The organism is Croceibacterium mercuriale (genome assembly GCF_000802385.1).
In the GTDB taxonomy this organism is placed as follows: Bacteria; Pseudomonadota; Alphaproteobacteria; order Sphingomonadales; family Sphingomonadaceae; genus Croceibacterium; species Croceibacterium mercuriale.
In genome coordinates this window covers 1502758-1529697 of record NZ_JTDN01000001.1, presented here as the reverse complement: position 1 = coordinate 1529697, position 26940 = coordinate 1502758, and the positions used below count along the sequence as shown (strand labels likewise).

General features: G+C 66.7%; 26 protein-coding genes. 11 read left to right on the top strand and 15 right to left on the bottom strand.

Annotated elements, in window-relative coordinates:
- Positions 1–325 precede the first annotated feature (325 nt).
- Complete coding sequence (locus PK98_RS07050) at positions 326–514, top strand: helix-turn-helix domain-containing protein (RefSeq protein ID WP_052208163.1); 189 nt, start codon at positions 326–328, stop codon at positions 512–514.
- A gap of 151 nt (positions 515–665) precedes the next feature.
- Entirely contained in the window at positions 666–1316 is a 651-nt protein-coding gene (locus PK98_RS07045; protein WP_039095317.1) for a PAS domain-containing protein, read from the top strand.
- On the opposite strand, the gene PK98_RS07040 is transcribed toward PK98_RS07045, so the two are convergent.
- The 6 genes from PK98_RS07040 to PK98_RS07015 form a co-directional block, all read right to left on the bottom strand.
- A complete protein-coding gene (locus PK98_RS07040) occupies positions 1313–2680 on the bottom strand; it encodes a dicarboxylate/amino acid:cation symporter (RefSeq protein ID WP_052208162.1) in 1368 nt (455 codons plus the stop codon). The genes PK98_RS07045 and PK98_RS07040 overlap by 4 nt on opposite strands.
- A 43-nt stretch (positions 2681–2723) precedes the next feature.
- Entirely contained in the window at positions 2724–5534 is a 2811-nt protein-coding gene (locus tag PK98_RS07035; protein WP_161792410.1) for a M16 family metallopeptidase, read from the bottom strand.
- A 54-nt stretch (positions 5535–5588) separates the two neighbouring features.
- Entirely contained in the window at positions 5589–8390 is a 2802-nt protein-coding gene (locus PK98_RS07030; RefSeq protein ID WP_052208161.1) for a bifunctional diguanylate cyclase/phosphodiesterase, read from the bottom strand.
- A 152-nt stretch (positions 8391–8542) separates the two neighbouring features.
- On the bottom strand, positions 8543–9346 hold the full coding sequence (gene purC, locus PK98_RS07025; protein WP_039095313.1) for a phosphoribosylaminoimidazolesuccinocarboxamide synthase: 804 nt from the start codon (positions 9344–9346) through the stop codon (positions 8543–8545).
- Between the two features lie 81 nt (positions 9347–9427).
- Positions 9428–10999 (bottom strand): cryptochrome/photolyase family protein, encoded by a 1572-nt coding sequence (locus tag PK98_RS07020; protein WP_039095311.1) that lies wholly within the window; start codon positions 10997–10999, stop codon positions 9428–9430.
- Positions 11000–11038: 39 nt separating this feature from the next.
- The gene (locus PK98_RS07015) at positions 11039–11632 is read right to left on the bottom strand and encodes an FMN-dependent NADH-azoreductase (protein ID WP_039095308.1); all 594 of its coding nucleotides are present in this window, start codon (positions 11630–11632) and stop codon (positions 11039–11041) included.
- Between the two features lie 128 nt (positions 11633–11760).
- On the opposite strand from PK98_RS07015, the gene PK98_RS16700 reads away from it, so the two are divergent.
- Complete coding sequence (locus tag PK98_RS16700; protein WP_039095305.1) at positions 11761–12123, top strand: winged helix-turn-helix transcriptional regulator; 363 nt, start codon at positions 11761–11763, stop codon at positions 12121–12123.
- Between the two features lie 2 nt (positions 12124–12125).
- Complete coding sequence (locus tag PK98_RS16300; RefSeq protein WP_039095303.1) at positions 12126–12734, top strand: glutathione S-transferase family protein; 609 nt, start codon at positions 12126–12128, stop codon at positions 12732–12734.
- Positions 12735–13090: 356 nt separating this feature from the next.
- Here PK98_RS16300 and PK98_RS07000 read toward each other — a convergent pair whose 3' ends face one another.
- The 5 genes from PK98_RS07000 to PK98_RS06995 form a co-directional block, all read right to left on the bottom strand.
- On the bottom strand, positions 13091–13522 hold the full coding sequence (locus PK98_RS07000; protein WP_039095301.1) for an organic hydroperoxide resistance protein: 432 nt from the start codon (positions 13520–13522) through the stop codon (positions 13091–13093).
- Positions 13523–13681: 159 nt separating this feature from the next.
- The gene (locus PK98_RS16695) at positions 13682–14290 is read right to left on the bottom strand and encodes a dual OB domain-containing protein (RefSeq protein WP_152608554.1); all 609 of its coding nucleotides are present in this window, start codon (positions 14288–14290) and stop codon (positions 13682–13684) included.
- Positions 14287–14778 (bottom strand): DUF488 family protein, encoded by a 492-nt coding sequence (locus tag PK98_RS17545; protein WP_081996071.1) that lies wholly within the window; start codon positions 14776–14778, stop codon positions 14287–14289. Before PK98_RS17545 ends, PK98_RS16695 begins: the two co-directional genes overlap by 4 nt.
- 12 nt (positions 14779–14790) lie before the next feature.
- Positions 14791–15330: a DUF488 domain-containing protein gene (locus PK98_RS16290; protein WP_081996070.1), complete on the bottom strand. Its 540-nt coding sequence runs from the start codon at positions 15328–15330 to the stop codon at positions 14791–14793.
- Between the two features lie 133 nt (positions 15331–15463).
- Positions 15464–17629: a primosomal protein N' gene (locus PK98_RS06995; RefSeq protein ID WP_039095299.1), complete on the bottom strand. Its 2166-nt coding sequence runs from the start codon at positions 17627–17629 to the stop codon at positions 15464–15466.
- A gap of 202 nt (positions 17630–17831) precedes the next feature.
- On the opposite strand from PK98_RS06995, the gene PK98_RS06990 reads away from it, so the two are divergent.
- Together PK98_RS06990 and PK98_RS06985 are read left to right on the top strand one after the other, a co-directional pair.
- Positions 17832–18659 carry an outer membrane protein gene (locus tag PK98_RS06990; protein WP_052208160.1) on the top strand — a complete coding sequence of 276 codons (828 nt, stop codon included), beginning with the start codon at positions 17832–17834 and terminating at the stop codon, positions 18657–18659.
- 41 nt (positions 18660–18700) lie between these two features.
- Entirely contained in the window at positions 18701–19357 is a 657-nt protein-coding gene (locus PK98_RS06985) for a DUF4197 domain-containing protein (RefSeq protein WP_235425420.1), read from the top strand.
- Positions 19358–19360: 3 nt separating this feature from the next.
- Here PK98_RS06985 and PK98_RS15935 read toward each other — a convergent pair whose 3' ends face one another.
- Positions 19361–20011: a DUF2490 domain-containing protein gene (locus PK98_RS15935; protein ID WP_052208158.1), complete on the bottom strand. Its 651-nt coding sequence runs from the start codon at positions 20009–20011 to the stop codon at positions 19361–19363.
- 69 nt (positions 20012–20080) lie between these two features.
- Here PK98_RS15935 and fsa point away from each other — a divergent pair, with 69 nt between their 5' ends.
- From fsa to cysS, 3 genes are read left to right on the top strand one after another with little or no spacing between them, the layout of a single operon-like run.
- Entirely contained in the window at positions 20081–20773 is a 693-nt protein-coding gene (gene fsa / locus PK98_RS06975; protein WP_052208155.1) for a fructose-6-phosphate aldolase, read from the top strand.
- A gap of 3 nt (positions 20774–20776) precedes the next feature.
- Positions 20777–22597, top strand: coding sequence for a cobaltochelatase subunit CobT (gene cobT / locus PK98_RS06970; protein ID WP_039095296.1), 1821 nt, complete (start codon positions 20777–20779; stop codon positions 22595–22597).
- A gap of 41 nt (positions 22598–22638) precedes the next feature.
- Positions 22639–24114: a cysteine--tRNA ligase gene (gene cysS / locus PK98_RS06965; RefSeq protein ID WP_039095295.1), complete on the top strand. Its 1476-nt coding sequence runs from the start codon at positions 22639–22641 to the stop codon at positions 24112–24114.
- Positions 24115–24163: 49 nt separating this feature from the next.
- On the opposite strand, the gene PK98_RS06960 is transcribed toward cysS, so the two are convergent.
- Both PK98_RS06960 and PK98_RS16285 read right to left on the bottom strand, forming a co-directional pair.
- On the bottom strand, positions 24164–24556 hold the full coding sequence (locus tag PK98_RS06960) for a hypothetical protein (RefSeq protein ID WP_235425419.1): 393 nt from the start codon (positions 24554–24556) through the stop codon (positions 24164–24166).
- A gap of 35 nt (positions 24557–24591) precedes the next feature.
- Entirely contained in the window at positions 24592–24777 is a 186-nt protein-coding gene (locus tag PK98_RS16285) for a hypothetical protein (RefSeq protein WP_081996162.1), read from the bottom strand.
- 130 nt (positions 24778–24907) lie between these two features.
- Between PK98_RS16285 and PK98_RS06955 the strand changes: the two genes are divergently transcribed.
- On the top strand, positions 24908–25582 hold the full coding sequence (locus PK98_RS06955) for a S24 family peptidase (protein WP_039095292.1): 675 nt from the start codon (positions 24908–24910) through the stop codon (positions 25580–25582).
- 35 nt (positions 25583–25617) lie between these two features.
- Positions 25618–26283, top strand: a complete 666-nt coding sequence (locus PK98_RS06950) for an MBL fold metallo-hydrolase (protein WP_326998653.1) — start codon at positions 25618–25620, stop codon at positions 26281–26283.
- Between the two features lie 15 nt (positions 26284–26298).
- On the opposite strand, the gene PK98_RS06945 is transcribed toward PK98_RS06950, so the two are convergent.
- Positions 26299–26931, bottom strand: coding sequence for a prolyl hydroxylase family protein (locus PK98_RS06945; RefSeq protein ID WP_039095291.1), 633 nt, complete (start codon positions 26929–26931; stop codon positions 26299–26301).
- Positions 26932–26940: the final 9 nt, after the last annotated feature.

The following is a 26940-nucleotide window of genomic DNA, read 5'->3' as shown; positions in this document are numbered from 1 at the left end:
CCCGGTGCTGGAGAGATTGCGGCAGCGCCTATCGCGCGTCACGCGGCGGGGCAAGTGGGGAGGGGGTGACACAGGTTGCACAGTGCAGGAAGGCAGGCGCGGTGCGGCAGGGGGTGACAGGGGTGACACTGTACATGACGTTGTCGCATCGAGGCGGCAGGTGATTGACTTCATTAGGCTTTGTGTGCCGCTGATATAAACCGGCCGGTCGAATGTAGGAAAGCGTTTCCCGCGCCCGATGTGACCGGCAGATCGTCAGCATGCACATGCCCGGCGATCTGGCTAACGTGGATGGTCTGCTGCTGTCTCCGGCTACCAGCTGCCCATGACGCAGGAACAGCTGGCGGATGCTACTGGCCTGACGTCGGTTCATGTCAGCCGATCGCTCATGGGTCCGGCGGCTGACGGCCTGATCGTATGCGAGAAGCGGTTCGTCGGCATTCCGGAGCGAGAGCGCCTGCGCAATCTCTGCGGCTCCAGTGAACTTTACCTGCATCTCGACCACGTTGCCTGAACCATCAGGCACCGGTATTATGTTCATGGTTCATCTCTGGAGTTAGCAAACTAAAAGTTAGTTTTAAGATGCCGGGTGAGCTGGTAGACCGCCCGCAACACTAGTCACACATCTGACGATTCCCGCGACAACGTATGAGGGTACCCCGTTCATGTTGTTTGGACACACGCTTGCAGACAGGTCCGGCACGCTTCTAGCGGTTGACGCCACGGTCTGCGAGATCATGCAACGCGAGGAACGCGAGCTTATCGGGATAGGGTTCGAGGCCCTGACACATCCGGGTGACTGCACGCGCAACGTCACCGCACTTGCCAGTCTGAGGATCGGCGATGCGCCACTGACCATCCGGAAGCGGTATGTCCGTCCGGACGGTTCCGCCATATGGTCGAACGTCCAGGTTTCGCGATTGCAGGGAAGCGATGGCGGGCGCCTGGTCGGCACCATCCACATGCTCAAGCAGGATGGTCTCAAGCACGATCCGGAGAGTCTTTGGCGGGCCGCAAGGCTGGTGGATTCACGCATCCAGCGGCGCAGGCGGGCATTGGGCGAGGATCTGTTCATGGATCATGCCTGGCTGATCCTGGTGCAGATCTACCTGGCGGAGGCTGAAGGACGCACGCCGGACGCCGCAACCATCAGCGGCCTGGCGTCAATCCAGCTGCCGCTTGTCAATCGCTGGGTGGCGGTCCTCGAGCAGAAGATGCTGGTCGAACAGACGACATATCGTGGGGCCGTCCCTCAGCTTACCTTGCAGGGAATGCGCGCGGTGGAGGCCCTGCTGGACAGTGATCTCGACTGTTAGCGGACGGTTGGGGACGTCGGCTGATCGGCCGGACCGTCCCGTGCTTCCTGCACATCCATCGCCGGCAATTCGCCACTGGTGGCCGCACGGAAGCGCTCTGCATCGAAGCCGCCTTCCCAGCGGCTGACCACCACGGTGGCCACGGCGTTGCCGATGAAGTTGGTCAGGCTGCGGCATTCGGACATGAAGCGGTCCACTCCCAGAATCAGCGCCATGCCGGCGATCGGCACGCTGGGCACGATGGAAAGCGTGGCGGCGAGCGTGATGAAGCCGGCGCCGGTGACGCCTGCCGCACCCTTGGACGACAGCATGGCCACGCCGAGCAGCAGGGCCTGCTCGCCCCAGCTCAGCTCAACGCCGGTGGCCTGCGCGATGAACAGGGCGGCCAGGGTCATGTAGATGTTGGTGCCGTCCAGGTTGAAGGAATAGCCGGTGGGCACGACCAGCCCGACAACCTGCTTGGGGCAGCCGGCACGTTCCATCTTCTCGATCAGCGAAGGCAGCGCACTTTCGCTGGAGGAGGTGCCCAGCACCAGCAGCAGTTCGGCCCGCAGATATTTCACCAGCCGCCAGAGCGAGAAGCCGGCGAGATGCGCCACGGTGCCCAGCACCACGCCCACAAACAGCAGGGAGGTGAGATAGAAGGTGGCGACCAGCCCTGCGAGACCGGCCAGGGCGCCGATGCCGTAGGCACCGATGGTGAAGGCCATCGCGCCGAACGCACCGATGGGCGCCGCACGCATGACCAGGGCCACCAGCCGGAACACGACGGTCGACAGATCCTCCAGCGCGGACAGCAGGCGGTCGCCCCGCGGGCCGACCAGTGCCAGTGCGATGCCGAACAGCACGGCCAGCAGCAGCACCTGCAGGATGTTGCCGGAGGTGAAGGCGCCCAAGGCGGTGTCGGGAATGACGCCGAGCAGGAACTCGCTGAGCGTGCTGCCGTGATGTGCAGCCTCGGCATATTGCGCGACGCTGCCGCCATCGAGGGTGGCCGGATCGACTTGCAGGGCGTCGCCCGGGCGGACGATGTTGGCGACGAGCAGCCCGACGATCAGCGCCAGGGTGGAGAAGAACAGGAAGTAGGCAAACGCCTTCGCCGCCACGCGGCCGACTGCGGCAAGGTCGCGCATGCCGGCGATCCCGGTGACGATGGTGAGGAAGATGACCGGCGCGATGACCATCTTCACCAGCTTGATGAACCCGTCGCCCAGCGGCTTCAGCGTCTGCGCGGTCTCCGGCACGAAATGACCGAGGGTGGCGCCGGCAGCGATGGCAATCAGCACCTGGACATAGAGGTGCCGCCACCACGGCAGGCTGCGCGGGGGCGTGGCGTCGGGCAGCGGGTGCGTGATGTGGGCCATGACCCGCGAAGCTACTTTGCGCGACGTCGCAAGGGAAGCGGAGTTACGGCCGCGGCAGGACGGTCACCTCCAGCGCCTGCCCGGTATCCAGCCAGCGGGCGGCGGTGGCTTGCAGGTCGGCGGGGGTGATGGCGGCGATCAGGTCGGGCGCGGCCGCGAAGCGGGTAATATCCTCCGGCCGGGACTGCGCGCGGGTGGCGAGGCCGAGCCAGCCGGCATTGCCCTTCAGCGCATTGGCGTAGAGCTGCAGCAGCGGCTGGCGGGCGCGGAGCAGCTCGTCCTCGTCGATCGGCGTGGCGGCCAGCCGGGTGATCGTGGCCAGCATGGCTGCGCGGGCGGCGGCCACCTGATCGGGCGCGATGGCGGCCGACAGGGCGAACTCGCCATATCCGGGCCAGGTGCGCGACTGGCTGGCGCTGGCCTGGGGCGAGTAGGTCTGGCCCAGCCGCTCGCGCAGCGTGTCGGTCAGCTCTAGCTGGGCCACGCGGCGAAGCAGTTCCAGGCGCAGGGCCGTGGGCTGGTCTTCGCCGTCCGTGGTCGGCCAGGACAGGCGCAGCAGTGCCTGCGAGGCAGGACCGTCATGCTGCAGGATGCGCGGGCTGCGATCGGCGGTGTAGCTGCGGGTGCGGTTGTCGGCATAGGGGCGGAAGTCGGGCTCGCGTGCGGGCAGGGTGCCCAGCGTGGCGGCGACCGCCGCGATCGCCTGATCCTCGTCGAAGTCGCCGACCAGCGCCAGCTCCAGCGCGCCGCGGGCCAGCCGGTCGGCCATGGTCGCCCGCAGGTCGGCAAAGGAGGCGGCTTCCTGTTCCGCACGGGGCTGCAGCGAGAAGCGGGGATCGTTGTCCGACAGGATTGCGCCCAGCTGCGTGGCGAGCGTGCCTTCCGGCGTGGCGGCGGCCCGGGCGAAGAAGTCGGCCACGCTGCGGCGGTGCTGCTGCTCGCCCTCGGGCCGGTAGCCGGGATCGGTGAGCGCGGCGGCGAGCAATTGCAGCTGCAGGGTGAGATCGGCCGGGGTGGTGCTGGCGGACAGGGTGAAGCGATCCTCCCCCGTGCTGAGCCCGAACTGCACGGTGCGCCCAGCGAACAGGGACTGCAGGGCATCGGCCGAGTGCCGGCCCAGCCCGCCGGCGGGCAGCGCGCTGGCCAGCGCGGTGCCGAGCGGGCGATCGGCGGTGTCCAGCAGGCGTCCCCCATCGAGGCCCAACCGCAGGGCGATGCGGTTGGCGGACAGGTCCGTGCGCTTCAGGTTGACGCGCAGGTCGTTGGCAAAGGTCAGGGTGCGGATGCCCAGCGGACCGGTATTGTCGGCGATGATGGTGCCGGGGGTGCCCCAGTCGGTGTAGGCCCAGGCATCCGTTGCATCGTCCGCCACGGTGGCGAGCGGTGCGGCTGTGCCGGCGTCCCATGCGGCGCGCAGGGCCTGGGTGCCGCCTTCGGGTGGCGTGCGGCCCTCCCACCGGATCAGCGGATCGGCCAGCGGGACGGCATCATCCAGCAGCGCAGCATGGACGGTAGCGGCGGTGATGGAAGGTGCGAAAGCTTCGAAGCGGGCGAGGGCGCTGGCCGGGGTGGTGGGCACAGTGCCGTCATCCAGCAGCGCCAGGGCGGAGGCGACATGGCTGGCGTGGTTGCGGGTGGTGGCGCCGGCGGCGGCCTGCACATGCGCGGTGCGCAGCTGGGCCAGCTGTTCGGCCAGTTCCGCATCGCTGAAGCCGCTGGCCAGTGCGCGGCGATATTCGGCCTGCGCGGCGGCAAGGCCGGGCTGCCAGCCGCCCTCCACCACGTCCACGATCAGCCGGGTGGAGCGGGCGGTGCCGAACACCTCTCCCGTGCCGAAGCCGGCGGCCTTGAACGGCGGATCCTCGGCACTGGCGATCCGCTGCAGCCGGCGGTTGACGATGGCATAGCCGATCTGCCGCAGCAGCCGGGTGCGGCGCCGGGCGGTGCTGTCGGGTTCCTCCGTCCAGGGGCCATGGCGGACCACGCTGACCCGCTCCGACAAGGCCGGATCGGCGTGGACATGCGTCAGGCCGGCAAGGTCGTGCAGCACCGGGCCGGCGTTCGGCGCGGCTGCTGGCAGACCGCCGGTCCAGTCGGCGAAGCGGGCGCGGATTGCCGCTTCCACCACCGCCGGATCAAAGTCGCCGACCACGACCAGCGCGGCATTGCCCGGGCGGTAAAGCCGCTGCCACAGCGCACGCAGCTGCGGCGTGGTGGTGGTGCGCAGCACCTCGGCATTGCCGACCGGCAGGCGGTGGGGAAAGCGCGCACCGGGGTAGAGGAAGGCGAACTCGTCCTCCGTTTCGCGCGCGGCGTAGGTGTCGCGCGTGCGCAATTCGGCCAGCACGACGCCGCGTTCCCGGTCCACGGCGGCGGGGTCGAAGGTCAGCTCGCCCGCGGTCTCCCGCAGCAGCATCAGCGCGGTGTCCAGCAAAGCGGGATCGGCGCGGGGCAGGTCCAGCCGGTAGAGCGTCTGTTCGAAGCCGGTGGAGGCGTTGGTATCCGCGCCGAAGGCCAGCCCTTCGCGTTCGAGCAGGCGTACCATGTCCCCTTCGGGCACGTTGGTGGAGCCGTTGAAGGCCATGTGTTCGATGAAGTGGGCGAGCCCCGCTTCCGCGTCATGCTCTGCCAGCGAACCGCTGCCGATCCACAGCTGCACGGTGCCCTGCACCGCCGGCGTGGCGTTGGCGCGGATCAGGAAGGTGAGGCCAGTCGGCAACGTGCCGATGCGCCAGTCCGGATCGGCCGGCAGGTCACTGGCCGCGATGGCCGACACCTGCGCGATGGCGGGTGCGGGCAGCACGGGCAGGGCGGCAAGCAGGGTGGCGAGCAGGGCGGGGGACAGGCGGAGCATCGCGCCGTCCATGCCCGCCCGCCGGTGAACGGGCAATGTGCGGCTTGCCCCGCGTCAATGCGCCAAGGTCAGCGCCTCCTGCCGGGTGATCTCCGCATGGTCGAGCGGGACGGGGCGGCCGAAGAAGTAGCCCTGCGCCTGATCGCAGCCTTCGGCGCGCAGCAGCCGGAGCTGGTCGGCGCTTTCCAGCCCTTCGGCCAGCACCGGCACGTCCAGGCTGCGGCCGAGTGCCAGCACCGCGCGGATGATCGCGCGGGCGCGGTCGCTAGCGGAGGAGTCCATCAGAAAGGATCGGTCGATCTTGATCTTGTCGAACGGGAAGGAGTTCAGCGTGTCGAGCGAGGAATAGCCGGTGCCGAAATCGTCGATCGCGATGGTGACCCCCAGCGCCTTGATCTGGCGCAGCACATGCAGCGCCCGCAGCTTGTCACCGATCACGGCGCTCTCGGTCACCTCCAGTTCCAGCCGGTGCGCGGCCAGCCCGCTTTCCAGCAACGCCTGCGCCACCAGGGCGGGCAGGTCGACATGCATCAGCTGCACCGGCGACAGGTTTATCGCCACGCGCCACGGTTGGGGCCATTCGGCCGCCTGCCGGCAGGCGGTGCGCAGCACCCAGTTGCCGATCGGCAGGATGGCGCCGCATTCCTCCGCCACCGGTATGAAGTCGACCGGCGACACCCAGCCGAGCACCGGGTGATGCCAGCGCAGCAACGCCTCGTACCCGGTGATGGCGTGGTCGGTCAGGGATCGCTGCACCTGATAGACCAGGCGCAGTTCCTCACGCTCGGCTGCCTCGCGCAGCTCGCTCGCCATGAACCGCCGCGCGCGGGCGGCCTGGTCCATGTCGGGCTGGTAGAAGCAGGTGGTCTGGCCCAGCGTCCCCTTGGCGCGGTACATGGCAAGGTCGGCATTGTTGATCAGGTCTTCGCGAGTGGTGCCATCCGCCGGATAGACCGCCACGCCGACGCTGCCACCGGGCAGGATTCGCTGCTCGCCAAGGATCACGGGGGTCTCCAGCGCCTGTTCCAGCCGGCGCACGAACTCCGCCAGATCATCGGGGTCGGTAAACGGCTTGCAGGCGGAAAACTCATCCCCGCCGATGCGGCCGATCGTCTCGCCATCGTGCAGCACGGCGCCGAAGGCATAGCCCAGCTGGCGCAGCACCAGGTCGCCTGCCGCATGGCCGTGATTGTCGTTGATCTCCTTGAACCGGTCCAGGTCGATGCCGATCACCGCCAGTTGCCCGCCGACCTTGCCGGCCTGCGCCAGTGCCTCGTCCAGCGACTGGGCGAAGCCAGGACGGTTGGGCAGGCCGGTCAGCGCATCGTGCAGCGCCATGTGCTCGATCCGGGCCGCGGCGCGGCGGCTTTCAGTGATGTCTTCCAGCGTGGTCACGAAGCCGCCGCCGGGCAACGGGCGATGGCGCATGCACAGCGTGCGATCGTTCAGCGACTGGAAGACCAGCATGCCGCCGTCAGGATCGCGATAGCACTGGCGGTGACGTTGCAGCGCGTGGTCGATGACAGCCGGCGCGGGTGGTGCACCATCCCGCAATTCGCCGTGCAGCCGGATCACGTCCGTCAGCGTGATGCCCGGCCGGAAGGTGTCCGCCGCAAACCCGCTGAGGACCGCCGCCTGCGCGTTCGCCAGCAGCAGGCGTTCGTCCGCATCGAACAGGCACAGGCCCTGGTGCATGTTGGTCAGTGCGGTATCGAGGTTGGCGGTCAGCACCGCCATCCGCTCCTCGTTCTGGCGGTACTGGGTCATGTCACGCGTGACCTTGGCATAGCCGGTCAGCGTACCGGTATCGTCCCGCATCGCCATCACCACGACATGCGCCCAGAAGCGGCTGCCATCCTTGCGGCAGCGCCAGCCTTCGGTCTTGTACGTGCCCAGTTCGGCGGCAGCAGCCAGGGTGGCGGCGATCGTGTCGGTCCGGTCCTCCGGCGGGTAGAAGGTGGACAACGGCAGACCGATGGCCTCGTCCTCGGTGTAGCCCTTCAGGCTTCGCGCGCCGCGGTTCCAGGAGCAGATCGTGCCGTCCGGTGCCAGCATGTAGATCGCCAGGCCCTGGACCGACTGCACCAGCAGCGAGAACTCCCGTTCGCGCGAGGCGATGGCAAGGCGCGCGCGGGAGGCGAACCAGGTGGCCATGCCCAGCACCGCCAGCAACCCGCTGGCAACGACGCCGATCAGCGTGCCCAGGCTGATGGCGGACAGCAGCATGGAACTGCCCGTCAGGTCGCGCCCTGCATCCGGCAGCACGGTGATGGCGGCCATCCCGGTGAAGTGCAGCAGCAGGATGGCGGCGGCCACCAGCAGGGCTGCCCCGACGGCGCTGTCGCGCCCGCGCCGCTCCAGCGCAAGGCGCAAGGCCGGCACCAGCGGAGCGATCGCCAGCAGGATGGAGGTGGCGACGACTGTCCGATCGAACCGGAACCAGCCGGGAAACTGCACCGCGACCATGCCGGTATAGTGCATCGCGGCGATGCCGCAGCCCAGCACGATGCCGCCCGCGACCGGCCCGCGCCAGCCGCCCAGCCGCAGCGCCAGCCAGAATGCGAGCCCGGCAGCACCGGTGACGATGGCGAGCGAGCCGGCGGTCGGCAGAATGTCGTAACCGGTGGCGACGCCGGGATCGTAGCCCAGCATGGCGATGAAGTGGGTCGCCCAGACACCCACGCCGGCAGCCAAGGCGGCCAGGGCGGTCCAGCGGCGACGGGTGCGGTTGCGGGCGCGCTGGGCGGATCGCAGCAGCGCGATCGTGGCCCAGCAGGTGGCGGTACACAGGATCAGCGCCAGTGCCAGCAGCCGCCAGTCGTGCTGGTCGCGGATGCAGTAGAATAGAGCGAACATGCAACCCCCCGGCCGATAAGCGGCTGGAAGTTGCGCTACCCCAAATTCGTATGCAAGTGCTTAAGCCGGAATCGGCCGGTCAGGGTCACAAGGCGGCACGAAAAGACGTGTTCCGTGCCGCCTCAGTATTTGCCCGTAGGCCGCCCGCCGGACTACTTCTTCGGCTTGGCAGGTGTGGTGCGCAGCTTCGAGCGGTGGGCGGACAGGTCGAACACCTCGCCCGGGCCATCTTCACCTTGCAGCAGGCCAAGGCGCCGGGCGACCTCCTGATAGGCCTCCTCCTCGCCACCCAGGTCGCGGCGGAAGCGGTCCTTGTCCAGCTTCTCTCCGCTGTTCATGTCCCACAGGCGGCAATTGTCCGGGCTGATCTCGTCCGCCAGGATCACACGGGAGTAATCCTGATCCCAGATGCGGCCGAATTCCAGCTTGAAGTCGACCAGACGGATGTCGATCGCGGCGAACATGCCGCACAGGAAATCGTTCACCCGGATCGCCATGGAAGAGATGTCCTGCATCTCTTCATGCGTGGCCCAGCCGAAGCAGGCGATGTGCTCTTCGGCGACCATCGGATCCTGCAGTTCGTCCGACTTCAGGTAATATTCGATCAGGGTGTGGGGCAGCGGTTCGCCCTCTTCCAGCCCCAGCCGCTTGGACAGGGAGCCGGCGGCGACGTTGCGGACGACCACTTCCAGCGGGATGATCTCCACCTGCCGCACCAGCTGCTCGCGCATGTTCAGCCGGCGGATGAAGTGGGTGGGGATGCCGATATGCGACAGCCGCAGGAAGACATGTTCGGAGATGCGGTTGTTGATCACCCCCTTGCCGTTGATCGTGCCCTTCTTCTGGGCATTGAAGGCGGTGGCGTCATCCTTGAAGTACTGGATGATGGTGCCGGGTTCCGGACCTTCATACAGGATCTTGGCCTTGCCTTCGTAGATCTGGCGGCGGCGGGACATGGGCGTATTTCCTGCTGGCGCCCGGTGGGGCGGCTTTGCGCCTGCCCTTAGGGGCAATGGCGATTGTTGGCAATGTAAGCGCTATTGCGCGTGCGCCCAGCCCGGCGCAGCGGGAACCAGTGCGTCGAGCACGCCTTTCGCACTGGCCAGGGTGTCGGCCCGGCGGCTCTCGCTCATCCGGTCCCAATTGGCGTAGATCCGGCCGATGCGGCGATTGGGTTCCAGCCTGTCCCGGTTCCGAACCATGAAATCCCAGTAGAGCGGGTTGAACGGGCAGGCATCCGGCCCGGTCTTCTGGTTCACGTCATAGCGGCAGGCGCCGCAATAATCGGACATCCTGTTGATGTAGTTGCCACTGGCGGCATAGGGCTTGCTGGCCAGCGTGCCGCCATCGGCGAACTGCGACATGGCTGCCACGTTGGGCAGTTCCACCCATTCGTAGGCGTCGGCATAGACGACCAGGAACCAGTCCTCCAGCTCCTGCGGGCTGATGCCGGCGATCAGCGCGAAATTGCCCAGCACCATCAGCCGCTGGATATGGTGTGCATGGGCGTTGTCGCGGGTGGAGCGCACGCAGTCCGCCATGCAGCGCATGTCCGTCTCGCCCGTCCAGTAGAAGTCCGGCAGCGGCCGGGTGGCGCCGAACCAGTTGGCATCGCGCAGCCCGGGCATGTGCAGCCAGTACATGCCCCGGATGAATTCCCGCCAGCCGAGCAGCTGGCGGATGAAGCCTTCCACCGCGTTCAGTGGCGCCCGGCCGGCGCGGTATTCCGCCTCCGCCCGGCGGCACAGGTCCAGCGGATCGAGCAGGCCGAGGTTGAGTGAGGTGGACAGGAGCGAGTGGAACAGGTCGTCCTGCCCGTGCAGCATGACATCCTGCCAGGTGCCGAAATGTGGCAGGCGCTGCGCCATGAAGGCTGCGGCCGCCTGCTCCGCCTGCACGCTGGTGACCGGCCAGTGGAAATGGGCAAGTGTGCCGAAGTGATGGGGGAACAGGCGTTCGACCATCGCGATGACCTCCGCCGTGATTGCGTCCGGAGCGAACTGCGGAACAGGCGGGGCGTCGAGCTGGCGGGGCGGAGGTTCGCGGTTGTCGCGGTCGTAGTTCCATTGCCCGCCAGCGGGCTCGGCGCCGTCCATCAGCAGACCGGTCTCCGTCCGCATCTGGCGGTAGAAGAACTCCATCCTGAGTTCGCGCCGGCCGGCGGACCAGCTGTAGAATTCCGGCAGGGAGCAGATGAAGCGGTCGTCCGGCAGGATGCGCATGGGCACCGGGCTGGCGGCCTGAAAGGCGCGCAGGGCCTGCATCACGCGCAGCTCGCCTGGCTCCACCATCTGTACGGCGGCGGCATCGTGGCGGGTGATGGCGCGGGCGATCTCGCCCGTGAAGCTGCCCGTGTTGGCGGGATCTTCCAGTCCGACATGGTCCACCTGCCAGCCGGCGGCCCGCATCTCGGCCGCGAAGTGGCGCATGGCGGACAGGATCAGGGCGATCTTGGCCTTGTGGTGGCGGACATAGGTGGTCTCTTCCGCCACCTCCATCAGCAGCACTATCGTGTCCGCCGGGGTGCGACCCGCCAGGCTGGAGAGCGTCGGGGTGAGCTGGTCACCGAGGATCGGGACCAGGACAGGCTGGGGGGTGGGGCCGGGCATCGCCAATCAATGCGCCGGCCGGTCACCTGTGCCCGCGGCTTACAGCTTCGCGATCTCTTCCTTCGCGGCGGCGAGGCCGGCCTCGACCGCTTCGGGGCCGAAGCCGGCCTTGTTCACGCGGACGAATTCTGGATCGATGCCCAGGAAGTTGAACACGGTCTTCAGGTAGGTTTCCTGATGTTCGCCCGCATCGCCCTGGTTGTAGTCGCCGCCGCGACTGCTGGCGACGATCACGCGCCGGCCGCCGGCCAGACCCTTGGGGCCGTTCTCGTCATAGCTGAAGGTGACGCGGGGCACGCCCAGCCGGTCGATCCAGGCCTTCAGCTGGGAGGGGATGGTGAAGTTGTACATCGGCGCGCCCAGGATCACGATGTCGCTGGCCAGGAACTCGTCGAGGATCGCGCGCTCGGCCGGGTAGGCGGCCTGCATCTCGGGCGTGCGCGCTTCTTCCGGTCGGCGGATGGCGCCGGTGGTGACGGGGGTGAGATGCGGCAGCGGGTCGGTGCCGTAATCGTGGCTGATCACGGTGGCATCGGGATGCGCCGCGGTGAAATGGTCGAGCAGCATCTGCGTGAGGCGGCCACTGACGGAATCATCGCCGGTGGTGGCGCTGTCGATGCGGAGGATTTGCATGGGTGCGTCCCTGTGGTTACTGTTGGTGACTGGAGGCAGATATGGCGACCCAGACTACATTCGCGCAAGAAGGCACATCTCTGTCCGAAAGGCACAGCGATGTGCCTGCCCATGAGCCGGAGGGGCCCTTGCATATCCCCGATCACGGCGCCTGCACCGCGGTCAACGACGTGCTGGCGCGGGTGGGCGACAAATGGACCATCCGCGTGATCATGGCGCTGGGCGACGGGCCACGGCGGTTCAATGCGTTGAAGCGGGAGATCGATGCGATCAGCCAGCGGATGCTGACCCGCACGCTGCGGGTGCTGGAACGCGACGGGCTGGTGCGCCGGCTGGTGGAGCCGAGCGTGCCGCCGCGGGTGGAATATTCGCTGACCCCGCTGGGCCATTCGCTGCAGGGGCCGGTGACGGTGATCGGCCAGTGGGCGATCGACAAGCGGATCGAGGTGGCACGGGCGCGGGCGCATTACGACGCCCGCGACGAGGGCTGACCGTGCAGCTGTACGGCGTGCCTGGCTGGGGATCGACCATCGTGGAGATCATGCTGGCGCTGGCGGGCGAGCCGTACGACTTCGTGGATGTGACCGGGTTCGACCGGCCCGGCGCGGCGCGCGACCGGTTGCGGGCGATCAATCCGTTGGCGCAGGTGCCCACGCTGGTGCTGGAGGATGGCCTGGTCCTGACCGAGAGCGCGGCCATAGCGCTGTGGCTGGCGGGGCGGCATCCTGAGCTGGCGCCGGCGGCGGGGAGCGCGGACCATGCGCGGTTCCTGCGGCTGCTGGTGTGGTATGTGGCCAATGTCTACCCGACCTTCACCTATGGCGATTACCCGGAACGCTGGGCGCCATCCGCACCGCAGGAACTGGTCGACGCGACCGACCGGCGGCGGGAGGAATTGTACCTGTGGCTGGAGACGCAGCTGGCCGGACCGTTTGCGCTGGGCGAGCGGGTGACGCTGCTGGACGCCTACATCGCCTGCGTGATCAGCTGGCGGCCGCGGCGGGCGTGGTTCGCAGGCCATACGCCCACGCTGCTGGCAGTGGCGGAGCGTGTGCGGGCCTTGCCCGAGGTGGCGCCGGTGATGGCGCGGAGCGGGCTGTAAGGCTTACACCGAACGGCCGGAATGTGCGTGCGCGGTTCGGGTGGTTTATGGCGGTTGCCTGCGGGTTTGCGGCGGATCGGTGTGTGAACTTCCGCGCGCAGGGTGTGCGGGAAGGGTGCAAGCTGTTGTTTCTGCTCGCGAAGGTCGGCGGTTGTCATGCGCCGGGCATGGCACGGCAAGGGTGATGTAGGAAAGTTCAGCCTACCTCGTCGCCCCTGCGGAGGCAGGGGCCTATCCACGCTCTCCACCTGCGGCCACGGTGATGGTGGAGGGGTTATCCAGGCCCCTGCCTGCGCAGGGGCGACGAGGAGGGGCCATCGCGGGCGCCATGGGGCACCGCGCGATGGCCAGCCGGATCAGGCGACGGTCAGCGTCACTTCGATATTGCCGCGGGTGGCGTGGCTGTAGGGGCAGATCTCGTCCCCTGCGTGCATCAGCCGCTCGGCCTCGGCACGGTCGATGCCGGGCAGGCTGGCGGAGAGGGCGACCTTGAGGCCGAAGCCCTTGTCCGGACGCGGGCCGATGCCGACGGTGGCGGTGACCTTGGCGTCGGCCGGCACCTTGGGCAGGGACTTGTCCAGCGTGGTGGCGAACTTCATCGCGCCCAGGAAACAGGCCGAATAGCCGGAGGCGAACAGCTGTTCCGGATTGGTGCCTTCGCCGGTGCCGCCCATCTCCTTGGGCGGGGACAGCTTCAGGTCGATCTTGTTGTCCGAGGTGGTGGCGCGCCCGTCGCGGCCGCCGGTGGCGGAGGCTTGGGCTTCGTAAACGGGGGTGATGGGGGTCATTAGTAGATGCTCCTACTTAGAGTTCGTTGGCTGATCCGTTGTATACCACAGCCGCTAAGGTATTGACGGGTTCCGTTTTGTTCTGTGTCGCGGCAGATGTGTTTGAGGGACCGCCCTACGTGAGCGATGCTCTTGCGCACTGGGTATCATCAGAATGTCTCAAAACCAGCCAGACAGTTGCAGATAGCAGCGCTCTTCAAGATGCTGATCTGCATCATCTGGTCTCCACCATCGCGCTAACGACATCCGAACGAAAGTTCCCGCCGGGATAACCGGGATCGCGCTTGGCTCTCCAACATAGGAGAATCCGCGGGGACCAAACTTGCCCGGATAGTCGTAATGCTTACCGTCGGATCGTAGGACCAAGTCTTGATCCGGAATCCAAAAGCAGGTGCTATGATTTGGAACGCCTCGACGTTGATTTATGAAGCCGTTGTTCGCAGCGGTGAAGGCAAGATTGCCGTCAAAGATATGCTGTGTACTGCCCGTCAATCCAGTTACAATCTGAGATACTTGGGTGCCAAAACTTGGTACGGGGCCGACAAACTTAAACCCGTGAACTAGGACATCCTCAAGATGTGGTGGTCTCAGGTTTGCTGCGTGTGTGAATGAGACATCCCATACCTCACCAATCTGGAACGGAGCGGAGGTAGGCCAATAGTCACCACCAGATGTGAGAAGCCGGACCGAATTTCCTTCCTCCGTAATACCGCCAATGCAACGATGGGAGGTGCCCATACGAGTTCGTCCCAAGATAAGGATGTTCATGGGCGAAGATGCCTTATAGGTTGATCTAAGTTGAAAAGTTCAGCCAAGCGCGTTGCGGCAAGTGATCGATGGCAAGCCGATGGTTCCGTTTCTACGCAGAAGAGTGCCAGCGCACTGGCGCTCTCTAACGATCGTAGAAATGCAGCGTCATCAAATTGATCTAGGATACATGTACTGTATTTGTCTATAAACTCGGCGGACAATAGCTGGCGATCTCGCTTTCTAATAGCGTTCGCTTGATCCTCTTGCTTTTGTGTGCTGCGTATAGCCGTTGTAGGCGCTAGGCCGAGAGCATGAACGTAGCGTATGTTTGCTGAAGCCACGAGCGCTTGTAATCGGGTGCTATTCAGAAATGCATACTTCGATCCTCGCAGCCCACGGCGCTGCCGCACATCAACTAACGTATCAACTTCATTCTTAGTGAGCGCGCTGAGAAACGAACTGTCAGTAAATCCGTATCCGCCAATGGTAAATACTTGCAAAGGCATCTCCTAGGATTGTCAACGATATTTCTTCCTCGATGTGAAACTTTCCTCAAAAAAGCTCGTTTGTCGATCGGTAAGTTGATCAATAACCTGAGATTGACTAAGCGCTGAGCCGTCCGGAAGAATGTGGGTAACATCGATTCCGTCGTCTGATAAAGCTACAGCTATAAGCTTTGCGCGATGACACTGCGATGGGTGGCCCTCGCTGCAGAATAAGCAAACAGCTAAGCTCTGCTCATAAGCTCTTTTTAATCGAGTAATGCCGTGTCTAAAGAAATCTTTCGCTCGAACCTTCTCGTAATCAACCTTACCATCAGTATAGCATTCATCATCAGTTGGCCTGCCACCTAGCACATCTCCCATAAATACATACTTAATTTCAGCGTTTTGAAGTGCCATTGATAGAGGTTCACGCGAGAAATCCGGCTGAAACTTCGAGTACGGCATTGAACGAACATCTATTAGATATTTCACACCCGTAAGGCGCAGCCGCTCGAGCACAGCCTCTTGGGTGTTGCTACCATACCCGATCGAAAAAAAACGTCCTAATACCATGGCAATTCGTTAACTCGCTACCGCTCTATGTGCCATTCCAAATCACCGAGCGCAGAGATTTAATCACCGCGCAGAGACCGGGATATGCTTGCTTGTAGTCGGCGTGACCCCGACGCCAAGCACCTAAACATCATCACACAAAGCTATACGGATCAATATCCACGCTCACCCGCACCCCCTGCGGGTGGCGATGCTCACCCAGCCATTCGCGGATGACCGCCTGCACCTGCGCCGTGCGCCGCGCATTGAGCAGCAGGCGGTAGCGGAAGCGGCCGCGCAGAAGGGATAGCGGCGCCGGGGCCGGGCCGAGCACCTCCACATTGGGCAGGTCCGGGCGGGTGGCGCCGAGGCGGTTGGCGGCTTCGCGGGCTTCGGCCTCGTCCTCGCTGCTGACGATGATCGCGGCCCAGCGGCCGAAGGGCGGCGCCCCGGCGTCGCGGCGGGCTTCGGTCTCGGCGGCGTAGAAGGCGTCGCGGTCGCCCGCGGCCAGCGCGGCGATCACCGGCGCGTCGGGGTGGCGGGTCTGGATCAGCACCTCGCCCGGCTTGGTGCCGCGGCCCGCGCGCCCCGCGACCTGGGCGACCTGCTGGTAGGTCCGCTCCGCCGCGCGCAGGTCGCCGCCTTCCAGGCCGAGATCGGCATCGACCACGCCCACCAGCGTGAGGTCGGGGAAGTGGAACCCCTTGGTGATCAATTGCGTGCCGACGATCACGTCCACCGCGCCGGTCTCGGCCTGGGCGATGAAGGTGGCGGCCTTGTCCGGCGTGTTCAGCGTGTCGGAGGTGACGAGCGCGGTGCGGGCGTCGGGGAACAGCTCGGCCACCTCGTCCGCGATGCGTTCCACGCCGGGGCCGCAGGCGACCATGCAGTCGGGCTCGCCACATTCGGGGCAAGTGCGGGGCGGCGGTGTTTCGTGCCCGCAATGGTGGCAGGCGAGGCGGCGGCTGAGGCGGTGCTCCACCAGCCAGGCGCTGCAATTGGGGCATTTGAAGCGGTAGCCGCAATTGCGGCACAGCGTCAGCGGGGCATAGCCGCGGCGATTGAGGAACAGCAGCGACTGCTCGCCGCGTTGCAGGCGTTCGGTGATGCCCTGCACGATCGGCTGGGCCAGCCAGCGGCCGGCGCCGGGCTTCTCCTCCGTCAGGTTGACGATCTTGATGGTGGGCATGGTCGCCCCGCCGAAGCGGCTGGGCAGGACGAGGCGCCGGTAGGTCCCGCTCTCCGCCATCTGCAGGCTTTCCAGCGCGGGCGTGGCGCTGGCGAGGATCACCGGGATCTGTTCGAACCGGGCGCGCATCACGGCGACATCGCGCGCATTGTAGCGGACACCGTCATCCTGCTTGAAGGATACCTCGTGCGCCTCGTCCACCACGATCAGGCCGAGGGCGGCATAGGGCAGGAACAGGGCGGAGCGGGCGCCGACCACCACCTGCGCGGTTCCTTCCGAAATGGCGCGCCAGGCGCGGCGGCGTTCGGTCGATTTGAGCGAGGAGTGCCACAGGACCGGCTGCGTGCCGAAGCGCTGCCCGAAGCGGGTGAGGAACGCCTCCGTCAGCGCGATTTCCGGCAGCAGGACCAGCACCTGGCGCTGCGCGCGCAGGGCGGCGGCGACGGCCTCGAAATAGGTCTCGGTCTTGCCGGAGCCGGTCACGCCGTCGAGCAGGAAGGGGGCGAAGGCGTGCGCCTGGACGGCGGCGACCATGGTGTCGGCGGCTTCGCGCTGCAGCTCGCTGAGGTCGGGCTGGTGGTGGTCCGGGTCGGCGGGCGGGTAGGGGCGGTCGATGTCCACCTGCACCGGTTCCAGCGCGCCGGCATTGGCAAGGCCGCGCAGCACCGCCTCGCTGACGCCGGCAAGCGTCGCGAGTTCGCGCATGGTGGCCTGCTCGCCCTGCAGCGCGTCCAGCGCCAGCCGGCGTTGCGGGGTGAGCCGCGGGGGTTCCTGGCCGGACAGGCGGTATTCGGTGGTGGTGGCCGGGCCGCGCAGGGCGCCGCCCGATGCCAGCACCATGCGGGCAACGGCCGCAAGGGGCGCGCAGTAATAGTCGGCCGTCCATTCGATCAGGCGGCGCAGCTGCGGCTGCAGGGGCGGCACGGGCAGCTTGGCCAGCAGCGGGCGCAGCTTCGCCTCCGGCACGTCGGCCGCGGGCAGGCGGTCGGCCTCCCACACGATGCCGATGATCTGCCGCGGCCCCAGCGGCGCGATCACGGCGTCGCCCGGCCCGACCTGCATCCCTTCGGGCACACGATAGTCGAGCGGGCCGAGCGCGGCGTTGAACTGGAGAAGGCGGATACGGGTCATTGGCCTGGAGGTTCATGGAGGTGACAGGAGGCGCAGGGCAAGGGCGGATGTGGCGCCTTGGCGCGCCTGCACCAGTGTTGCGCAGATGCAACATGCAGATACCGGATTGTCATTTGTTGCACGAAGCAGGGAGCTTTGCGCAGGGATGACGGTTCGGGGCAGGCAAGCCAACGAGCTGCCTAAACGCAAGAGGTATTCGAATATGAGAGCATTCCTGTCCGCCCTGGTCATCGGCACCGCCGTGATCGCTGCCCCCGCGATGGCGCAGTCCACCACCACCACCTGGGACGGCCCCTATGTCGGTGTGCATGGCGGCTACACCTTCAACGAGTCCGACCGTGGCGAGACGCTGGTGTTCGACACCAATGGCGACGGCAACCGTGACGTCGTCCGCACCGCCGCTGGCGTCAACGCGTTCGGTCCGGGCTTCTGCGATGGCCGCGCCAACACCGGCGCTGCATCGGGCGGCTGCGAAGGTGACCAGGATTCGATCACCGGTGGTGTGAAGATCGGTTACGATCGCCAGATGGGCCCCGTCGTGTTCGGCGTCGTGGCCGACTACACGCATGGCAAGCTGCGCAACTACGTCACCGGCTTCAGCACGACGCCGGCGTCCTACACCTTCACCCGCACCGTGCGGAACCAGGCCTCGCTGCGTGCGCGCGCCGGCATCACCTCGGGCGACGGCCTGCTGTATGCGACGGGCGGGCTTGCCTATGGCCGGATCCAGAACCGCTTCACCACCAGCAACACCGCCAACGCCTTCAACTTCGACGGTGATGACGATCACGCCTTCGGTTACGTCGCGGGCGGCGGTTACGAGCACAAGCTGACCGACGCCATCTCGGTGGGTCTGGAATATCAGTACCGCAACCTGAAGGCGGACGACTTCGACGTGAATGTGGCCCGTGGTTCCGCCGCGGCGAACAATCCGTTCCTGATCGGCGGCGCCGGCAGCACGGACATGGAGCGCCTGAACGGCCGCTTCAAGACGCATGGCGTGAACGCCAACGTCAACTTCCGCTTCTGATGCGGATGGCGGCCAGCCCCCTTCCGACGCGCCGTGCCGTGATGGCCGGCGCGCTGGCGGCCGGGCTGGCCGCCGCCCTGCCGGGCTGCGCGACTGGTACCCAGCCGCTCAGCCTGACAGAGGCGGTGCGCCGCCTGTTGCTGCTGTCGAGCGAGCGGGCCTTTGCCCGGCTGACGGCGCCCGGCGGATACTGGGACGACGCACTGACCCGGGCCGACCTGCCCGCCCGGCTGGGCGCGCGCGGCGACGCGCTGACGCGGGTGCTGTCCTCCCCCCTGTTCCGCCAGCGGCTGGACGAGGTGTTCGCCGATGCGGCGATCGATGCATCCTATCGCGCGGCGCCGGTGGTGACCGATGCGGTGCGGACCGTCGGCATCGGCAATGCCCTGGCGATCGTGCGCGGCGGGCCGTCCGCGGCAACGCAGTTCCTGCGCGGCGAGCTTGGCGGCCGGCTGCTGTCCGTGCTGGTGCCGGAAGCCGACGAAGCGCTGGCCACCCTGTCCGACCCGCTGGTCAGCGGCCTGCTAGGCGCGGCAACCGGTGTCGATACGGCGGCGATCGCCCGTGGCCTGGCCGCTGCGGTGGAAGACACGATCTGGGGCGAGATCGGGCGGGAAGAGGGCGTCATCCGCGCCGATCCGGCTGCGACGCGCGATCCTGCGCTGGCCACGATCCTTGGCGCTGCGGGCGCGTTCTGATCCCTACAGCCGCCAGGTCAGCGAGACCTGCGGCACATGGCTCCACTGATCCTCCCGCTCCCCACGAGGGCTGAGCATCAGCAGGTAGGCAGCCCCCAGTTCCAGCCGTTGCGACACCTTCTGCTGCACGCCGATCCGCGCGCGCCAGCTGTCCACGCCTTGGGCCATGCCGATGGTCTGCGTGCGGGCATTGTACAGCACCTCCGCCGATCCGCTGACGCTGGTATCGCGGGCAAGTGGCACCGTGACCTGCAACCGCTGCCGCAGACGCAGTGCCATGCGGTCCGCCCCGTGGAAGAACCGCTGCTCCACCCGGGTACGCGCCTGGAACACGCCGGCGGTCAGGATGAGGTGCTGGTGCGGCCGGAACTCGTTCGGCCCGGCGGTCGGGATGAAGGCCATTCCGCCGCCGACCGTGACGGCCCCGGTCAGGCGGTGATCGTAGGTGATGCGGTTGATGACCTGTTCGTCACCCACGGAGCTTTCGCGCGCGCGGGGGGACGTTTCCAGCGTCAGCCGACCGTCCGCACCGACCGGCGCGTTCAGGATCGAGAAGTGCCACAGCTGCGTGTCGTCGTTCGCCATTGCCGGTGCGGCGGCGAAGCAGGCGCTGCCCGCGGCCAGGGAGCGGAGAAAGCCGGTTGTGCGAGGCATGGTCGCGCCTATAGGGTTCGTGTCCGAAGCAGCAATCACCGCCCCTGCAAGAAGAGTGACAATCCCGACATGAAATTCTTCGTCGACACCGCCGACACTGCCGAGATCGCGGAACTGGCCGCGACCGGCCTGCTGGACGGCGTGACCACCAATCCCACGCTGATCAGCAAGTCGGGCAAGGACTTCATCGCCGTGACGCGGGAGATCTGCGCGCTGGTGGATGGCCCGGTCAGCGCGGAAGTCGTCGCGCTGGACCATCGGCAGATGATGCGGGAGGCCGACGTGCTGCGCGCCATCGCCCCCAATGTGTGCATCAAGGTGCCGCTGACGGTGGACGGGCTGAAGACCTGCAAGGCGCTGTCGGATGACGGCACCATGGTCAATGTCACGCTGTGCTTTTCCGCCAACCAGGCGCTGCTGGCCGCGAAGGCGGGGGCGAGCTTCATCAGCCCGTTCATCGGCCGGCATGACGATAACGGGTTCGACGGCATGGACCTGATCCGCGACATCCGCCTGATCTACGACAATTATGCCTTCGAGACGGAAATCCTGGCCGCCAGCATCCGCCACCCGGTGCATGTGCTGGAAGCCGCCCGGATCGGCGCCGATGTCGGCACCATGCCTGCCAAGGTGATCTGGCGCCTGTTCAACCATGTGCTGACCGACAAGGGCATCGAAGGGTTCCTGAAGGACTGGGCCACCACCGGCCAGACCATCGTGGCAGCGATCGAGGAGGCGGCAGGCGAAAAGCCCGCTGGCTAGGCCTTGGCCGAACAGACCCCCCTTGACCAGTTCCGGCTGGCGCTGACCGGCGCGGCCCGGGCCATCGCCCACGATGCCGAGGCCGAGGTCGGCTGGACGCCCGACGCTCCGGTGCTGGTCGGCCGGACCCTGCGCGTGCCCATGCCCCACCGGACGGTTCCGGCGGATCAGGCGCGCGAGGCGCGTGGCCATGCCGACAGCTTCGCCTTGCGCCTGCGCCACCATGACGAGGTGCTGCACCGCCGGGCCGCGCCCGAGGATCCCGTCGCCCGCGCGTGCTTCGATGCGGTAGAGCGCGTGCGGTACGAGGCGTTGGGCGAAACCGCCTTCGCCGGAATGCGCGACAATCTGGCGGCGTCCATCGCGCAGCGGATGCGCGGCGACGCCATTGCCCGCGCGCGGGAAGCGGACCAGGTGCCGCTGGCAAGCGCGCTGGCGCTGATGCTGCGCGAGCAGCTGACCGGTCAGCCGATTCCCGAGATCGCACGGCCCGGCGTGGAGCTGGTGCGCGAATGGGTCGAAAGTCGCACGGGTGACGATTTCGAGCAGCTGGGCGACAGCCTGGCCGACCAGCGCGCCTTCCAGTCGCTGACGCTGGACCTGCTGCGCCATCTGGATCTGGTGCAGACCGAAGCGCCAGCCGAGCCGGAGCCCGACGAAGGCGAGGATGACGCCCTGGGTGACGACGAAGGCGAGGACGAAGGTGCCGAGCAGAGCCCCGTGGAGGAGCGCCGGCCGGAGACGCAGACCGGCGAGACGGGCGAAGGCGACGCCGAGGATGACGGCTCTTCCGAGATCGAGAGCAAGGAGGAGATGCCGGAAGGCGCCGCCGGCGATGATGGCGAGGAGGGCAGCGTCCCCAATCGCCCGAACCGCCCGTGGACCGAGCTGCCCGAACATTTCGACTATCGCGCCTATAGCGAGCAGTTCGACGAGGTCGTGGAAGCACAGGAGCTGTGCGACCACGAGGAGCTGGAGCGGCTGCGCGCCTACCTCGACAGCCAGCTGAGTGGCCTGGCGAGCGTGGTCACACGACTGGCCAACCGGCTGCAGCGGCGGCTGATGGCGCAGCAGAATCGCGCCTGGGATTTCGATCAGGAGGAAGGCCTGCTGGACGCGGCGCGCCTGGCACGCGTGATCGTCAGCCCCGGCCAGTCGCTCAGCTACAAGGTGGAGCAGGAGCAGGCGTTCAAGGACACGGTCGTCACGCTGCTGATCGACAATTCCGGCTCCATGCGCGGCCGGCCGATCTCCATCGCCGCCATCAGCGCGGACATCATGGCGCGCACGCTGGAACGCTGCGGCGTGAAGGTAGAGGTGCTGGGCTTCACCACCCGCGCCTGGAAGGGCGGACAGTCGCGCGAGAAGTGGCTGGCCAACGGCAAGCCCGCACAGCCCGGCCGCCTGAACGATCTGCGGCACATCATCTACAAGCGCGCGGACGAGCCGATGCGGCGCGCCCGGCGCAATCTCGGCCTGATGATGCGCGAAGGACTGCTGAAGGAGAACATCGACGGCGAGGCGCTGCTGTGGGCGCACAGCCGCCTGCTGGCCCGGGCGGAGGACCGCCGCATCCTGATCGTGATTTCGGACGGCGCGCCGGTGGATGACAGCACGCTGAGCGTGAACAGCGCCGGTTACCTGGAGATGCACCTGCGCAAGGTGATCGACTGGATCGAGCGGCAATCGCCGGTGCAGCTGGCAGCGATCGGCATCGGGCATGACGTCACCCGCTACTACAAGCGGGCGGTCACGATCATGGATGTGGAACAGCTGGGCGGAGCGATCATCGAGCAGCTGGCGGAGCTGTTCGACGCGGATTGAGGCTGCTTGACCCGGGCGCCACCCGTGCCCATTCCGCCGGCATGACCGAACTCACCCTGTTCAATTCGCTGACGCGGCAGCTCGAACCCTTCCGGCCGGTCCATGCCGGCGAGGCGCGGGTCTATTCCTGCGGGCCGACCGTCTACAACTACCCGCATGTCGGCAACATGCGCGCCTATGTCTTTGCCGACCTGCTCGGGCGGACGCTCAGCTGGTCCGGGTACCGGCTGACGCATGTGATCAACATCACCGATGTCGGCCATCTGACGGATGATGCGGATGCGGGCGAGGACAAGATGGAGCGGATGGCGGCGAGCCGCGCGCAGTCCATCTGGGACATCGCGCGTCATTATACCGAGGCGTACTTTGCGGACATCCGGGCGCTGAACATCCGGCAGCCGGCGCACTGGTCGGTCGCCACCGACTACATCGAGGCGATGATCGAATTCGCCGCCTCGATCGAGGAGCGGCACTGCTACCGGCTGGACAGCGGCCTGTATTTCGACGTGTCGACCGTTGCCGACTATGGTCTGCTGGCACGGGCACGGACCGACGAAGGCGAGAGCCGGATCGAGGCGGTGAGCGGCAAGCGCAACGCGGCGGATTTCGCGATCTGGCGGACCACGCCGGCAGGCGAGCGGCGGCAGATGGAGTGGGACAGTCCGTGGGGCCGCGGTGCGCCCGGCTGGCACCTGGAATGCAGCGTGATGAGCGGCAAGCTGCTGGGCTTCCCGTTCGACATCCACACCGGCGGGATCGATCATCGGGAGATCCACCATCCGAACGAGATCGCGCAGAACCAGGCGTTCTGCGGTTGCGGCGGCCTGGCCGATCCGGTGAATTCCGGCGCGCGCATGTGGCTGCACAACAACTTCCTGGTGGAGCGCGGGGGCAAGATGAGCAAGTCCTCGGGCGAGTTCCTGCGCGTGCCGCTGCTGGTGGAGCGCGGCTATCACCCGCTGGCCTATCGCATGCTGTGCCTGCAGGCGCATTACCGCAGCGAGCTGGAGTTCAGCTGGGATGCGCTGGGCGCCGCGCTGACCCGACTGAAGCGGCTGGTAATGGCGGTGGCCGCCTTGCGGGAGCGTGCGCCGGCAGCCGGCTGGGCGGCGTGGACGCGGGAGGCGGTGCTGGCGCAGGACTGGGGCAAGTTGCAGCCATCGATGGAACGCTTCGATGCCGCGCTGGCGGACGATCTTGCCACGCCGGTCGCGCTGACCGCGCTGGAGGACGTGCTGGCCGCCAAGAAGATCGATCCAGAGCTGAAGCTGGCGGCAGCGGCGGCGATGGACAGCGTGCTGGGGCTGCACCTTGGCACATTGACGCGCGGCGACCTGCGGGTGCGCCCGGCGGACGCCTCCATCGGGGAGGAAGGGATCGTGGCCCTGCTTGACCGGCGCCGTCAGGCGCGGGGGGACAAGGACTTCGCCACCTCCGACGCATTGCGCGACGAGCTGGCAGGCGCGGGTGTGGAGGTGATGGATGGCGATCCGCTCGGCTGGGAGTGGCGCCTGTAGGCTCTGTGCGCCGGGGCGGTGATCCAGACCGCCCCGGCACGTCGGCAGCTCAGTTGTCGTCGAGCATCAGCACCTCGACCTGTACCACCATGCGCTCTTCCGGCAGCATCTGGTGATCCACCGCGCTCACGGCGGCGTCAGCCACCAGCTGCCCCGGAATGGCGAAATCATGTTCCGGCAGGAAGGCGATGAACTTCTCGCCCGCCTCGATCGCCTCGGCGCCGGTGAACACCAGGGTGACCTGGTGGCGGGTGCCCGCAAAGGTGATGCTGGCCCAGCTGCGCTCCCCATGATCGGTCACGGTCGCCTGCCCCTCGGCCAGCGTGATCAGCGCTGCCCGCAGGCGATCGGCGGGCGTGAGCCGGCGGCGTGTCTTCGTGTCGGCGCCCTTGAACGCCAAGGTCGGCAGGATGGCAGCGGTGTTGATGGTTTCGGAAAACATATTGATGACCCCCATTATCAATAAACGAACTCAGATCAGAAAGCGCTTGGACGGTTATATACGTTCATGAAATGTTCTATACGCTGCGCCGTATGATTACGCGGCATGCGGCCCATGCGCAGATCAAGTACAAAGCGCGGATCATGCGCGGCAAGGCGCCCGAACTTTGTAGCTGCCATGCCTGTTTCACCTAGGAATACTTCGATCTGACCCAACAACATGATGCCTCCATTATGGAAGGACTGACCCGGTAGGCGAATCGCCTGAGCCATCGTATCGCTGGAAAAATCCTACTTGTCTAGGAAAAATACTTCCTCTATGTGAGACATCATAGGAACACAGGAAAAAACCATGGATCCGCGGGAAACATTGGCCGATCTGGCCCGCGACAAGGGGACGAGCCTCGCCGCACTGTCACGCATGCTGGGGCGCAACGCCACGTATCTTCAGCAATATATCAGCAAGGGCAGCCCTCGTAAGCTGGAAGAGGAGGACCGGCGGCGGCTGGCAAAGTACTTCAACGTCGCCGAGTCCCAGCTTGGTGCGCCAGAGTATAAATCCTACGACCCGTCTGCTGCCGGCGATCTGCCCGGTCTGGGTGGCACGCTGGCGATGGACAGCGAGCAGTGGGTGGAGCTGGACCGGCTGGCGATCGAGGCATCGGCCGGGCCGGGCAGCGTGGGTGCGCAGGAAACATCCTTCGACACCATGATGTTCTCGCGCCGCTGGCTGCGCGAGCAGGGTCTGGACCCGACCAAGCTGTCCGCCATTCGCGTGTCCGGCGACAGCATGGACCCGCTGCTGAAGGATGGTGACGAGATCCTGGTCGACCGCACGCCGCGCCCGTTCCGCGAAGGCATTCATGTGCTGCGGCTGGGGGAGGTGCTGAACGTCAAGCGGCTGCAGGCCGGCAAGCCCGGACGCGTGCTGCTGATCAGCTCCAATCCCGCCTACGAGCCGATCGAGGTGGCGCAAGGCGAGGTCGACATCATCGGGCGCGTGGTGTGGAAGAGCGGCCGGGTCTGATTGCAATCCGCGCGGGCCCCGCGCACTTGTAGCGCATGAACGAGATACTGCCGCCCCTGCGCGCCGCCATCATCCCCGTCACCCCGCTGCAGCAGAACTGCAGCCTTGCCTGGTGCACGAAGACCATGCGGGCGGCGGTGATCGATCCCGGCGGCGACCTCGACAAGATCAGGGATGCGGTGCGCCGCGCCGGCGTGACGGTCGAGAAGATCCTGCTGACCCACGGGCATATCGATCATTGCGGCCTGGCCGGCGAACTGGCGAAGGACCTCGCGGTGCCGATCGAGGGCCCGGAGGAGCAGGACCGCTTCTGGATCGCCCGGCTGGACGAGGACGGTCAGCGCTTCGGCACGCCGGGCCGCGTGTTCGACCCGACGCGCTGGCTGGAGGAGGGTGACACGGTCAGCTTCGGCGAGATCACCCTGGATGTGCTGCATTGCCCCGGCCACACGCCGGGCCATGTGGTCTTTGTCCATCGTCCTACCCGCTTCGCTTTCGTGGGGGACGTGCTGTTCGCCGGATCCGTCGGGCGCACCGACTTCCCGCTGAGCGATCACGACGCGCTGATCGAGGCGATCGTCACCAAGCTGTGGCCGCTGGGCGACATGACCTTCATCCCCGGCCACGGCCCGGTCAGCACCTTCGCGCAGGAACGGGCCAGCAATCCCTTCGTCGGCGATGCCGCACTGGCCCAAGGCTGACGAAGGCCGGGCCGATCAGCCCCAAGGGCGTTCCCGATACCATTTGGTGATGACGTATTTGACGCCGCGCCGCACCTTCATGCCATGGTGCAGGGTGGCAGGGTTCAGCGTGCCATCCGGCCGGTGGTTGTTCCAGCACACCAGCTTGCCGGTCGCGGGCTGGAAGATCTTGTCGACGACCTTGAAGCGCGTGGCGCCGCCGGCCTCTACGTCGTTCAGGTAGATCATGAAGGTCCAGGTCCGGTTGCCGGCGACCGCGCAGAAGCGCTGGTAGTCCACGCCCTGTGGCTCGAAATAGTCGGTGTGCGGCTTGAACTCCTGCCCCTCGGCGTAGCGCTGTCCCTGGGCAGGCTCGCCATGGGCGGGGTCGATCCCGTTCAGCGCCAGCAGCCGCGCCTCCAGGTCCTGCACCACCGGCAGGTCGGCGGCCAGATCGCAGGTCTCGCTGGTGCGGAAATAGCTGTCGCCATTCGGGTCGGCGATGGTGGAGGGGCGCCGGTCCTGATCGATCAGCGCGATCAGGGTCGCGCACATGCCCGGCGGCAGGAAGCCGGGCATGTCGAACAGTTCCGCCTTCGGGGTCGGCACACGTCGCACCCCCGCATGTGCCAGCAGCGTCGCTGCAGTGGTCTCGCCCGGATTCGCCATGCGCCGTGT